General features: G+C 62.8%; 1 protein-coding gene. It reads left to right on the top strand.

Translation table 11 applies throughout. From position 1 onward, the window contains the following. Window positions 1–2325, top strand: a 2325-nt coding sequence (pepN, locus tag L0G76_RS15785) for an aminopeptidase N (protein WP_304358082.1), incomplete at its 5' end; no start/stop codon positions are given. Window positions 2326–2352: the final 27 nt, after the last annotated feature.

The following is a 2352-nucleotide window of genomic DNA, read 5'->3' as shown; positions in this document are numbered from 1 at the left end:
TTCATCGATCCCATCGACGACGAGGTGTACCTCTACTCGCAGTTCGAGGTCCCCGACGCCAGGCGCGTCTTCCCCGTGTTCGAACAGCCCGACCTCAAGGCTCCGTTCTCCTTCACCGTCGTCGCCCCTAGCCGCTGGACGGTCGTGTCGAATTCCCCCACCCCGACTCCCGGTGATCCCGGCGAAGTCTTCACCGAACTCGACGAAGCGCCGGTCGACGACACCGCGGTGTGGCAGTTCGCCCCGACGACCCCGATCTCGTCCTACATCACTGCGATCGTGGCCGGCCCGTACCGCAGCGTGCACTCCGAGCTGACATCCTCTGACGGCTCCCCCGTTCCCCTGGGGCTGTACTGCCGCGACTCCCTCTTCGAGCATCTTGATGCACAGAACCTGTTCGACATCACCCGAGCCGGTTTCGAATTCTACGAACGTGAGTTCGGGGAGTCCTACCCGTTCGAGAAATACGATCAGCTCTTCGTTCCCGAGTTCAACGCCGGTGCGATGGAGAACGCCGGAGCCGTGACCATTCTGGAGAACTACGTATTCCGGTCCCGGCCCACCGAGGCACTTGTGGAGCGCCGCACCGTGACGGTGCTCCACGAACTGGCCCACATGTGGTTCGGGGATCTGGTCACCATGAAGTGGTGGAACGATCTGTGGCTCAACGAGTCCTTCGCCGAATTCATGTCAACGTTGGCCACGGCCGAGGCCACCGAATACTCAGACGCCTGGACGACGTTCGCCACGATTGAGAAGTCATGGGCCTACCGCCAGGATCAGCTGCCGAGCACGCATCCGATCGTCGCGAGCATCGAAGACCTCGCCGATGTCGAGGTCAACTTCGACGGCATCACCTACGCCAAGGGGGCCTCGGTGCTCAAACAGCTCGTCGCGTGGGTCGGTCGCGACGAGTTCTTCTCCGGCCTGAAACGCTATTTCGACAAGCATGCGTGGTCGAACACGGAACTGCCCGACCTCCTCGGCGAGCTCGAGGCGACAAGTGGTCGGGACCTCGCCACCTGGTCGAAGCTGTGGCTCGAGGAGTCCGGTGTCAACCTCATCGAAGCCGAGCTCGACACCGAAACCGAAAAGGACGCCGAGGTGGTGACCGAGCTGCGCGTGACCCAGAAGCCCTGGGAGATCGAGGGGCAGCCGGTCCCATCTCTGCGTCCGCACCGTCTGTCCATCGGGTTCTATTCCGACAACGGCCAGGGCCGACTCGTCCGCACTCACAGCTTCCCGCTCGACATCGACTCCGAGTCGACCACCGTCGACGAAGCCCGAGGTCTGCCCAAGCCCGAGGTGGTCATCGTCAACGACGAGGACCTGAGCTATGCGAAGGTCCGCTTCGATCGCGAGAGTATGGACGTGGCTGCAACGCGACTGGGCGACTTCGATGATTCGCTGACCCAGCTGCTCGTCCTCGGCACCCTGTGGGACACCGTCAGGGATGGTCAGCGCCCGGCTCAGGACTACATCGCCACGGTCTTGGACAACCTCGCAGCCGTGACACATTCCTCGGGGCTGCTCACTCAGATGCGTCAGCTCGAAACCGCTGTCGGGGCCTACCTGCCTCCAGCAGAACGGGCCGAGGCCCATACTGCCGTCGCTGACCGCTTCGCAGAGCTCCTCGACACGGTCTCGGCTGGCACTGACCAGGCATTTCAGTTCGTTCGCGGCTTCATCAAACATGCGACGAGCCAAGCACAGATCTCCCAGCTGAAGTCCTGGCTGGGCGCCGCCGAGGACACGATCCACGGAATCACCATCGACACCGATCTCAGCTGGGAGATCATCATCGCTTTGTCCGCGCATGATGCGATCGACGACTCCGCGATCATGGACATGGCCACAACCGATCCGTCAGCGGCCGGTGCACGGCAGGCGGCGACGGCGCGCAGCGCACGACCCACCTCGGCGGCGAAGTCGAAGGCGTACATGAGGATCCTCGATGATGTCGAACTTCCGAATTCCGAGCTCGGTGCCCTGGCACTGGGATTCGCGGCCGGGCTGCAGACGGAGACCGGTGAGATCCTCGCCTCACAGGCCCCCTTGCAGAATTTCTCCACCGAATACTTCCAGCGGGTCTCCGGATGGTGGGAGACTCGGACCCTCGAGATGGCGCAGACCATGACTCTGCGGCTGTTTCCCCCGGTCAGTGGCCACACAGTCAAGGCAACCAGGGAATGGCTCAACGACCATCCCGCGGCACCCAAGGGACTGCTGCGGCTGATGCGTGAGAATCTCGCCGATGCCCAGAGGGCCCTGCGTGCTCAGGAAGTGTCCAGCACTTCCAAGGGTGCATTGACCTTCGGTCGTTAGGCTCATGGCATCATGACTTTGGAAGCA

Source organism: Brevibacterium picturae, assembly GCF_030453725.1.
GTDB classification, from domain to species: Bacteria; Actinomycetota; Actinomycetes; order Actinomycetales; family Brevibacteriaceae; genus Brevibacterium; species Brevibacterium sandarakinum_A.
Note: the sequence above shows the minus strand (reverse complement) of the source record. Positions and strands in the feature narration are given on the sequence as shown.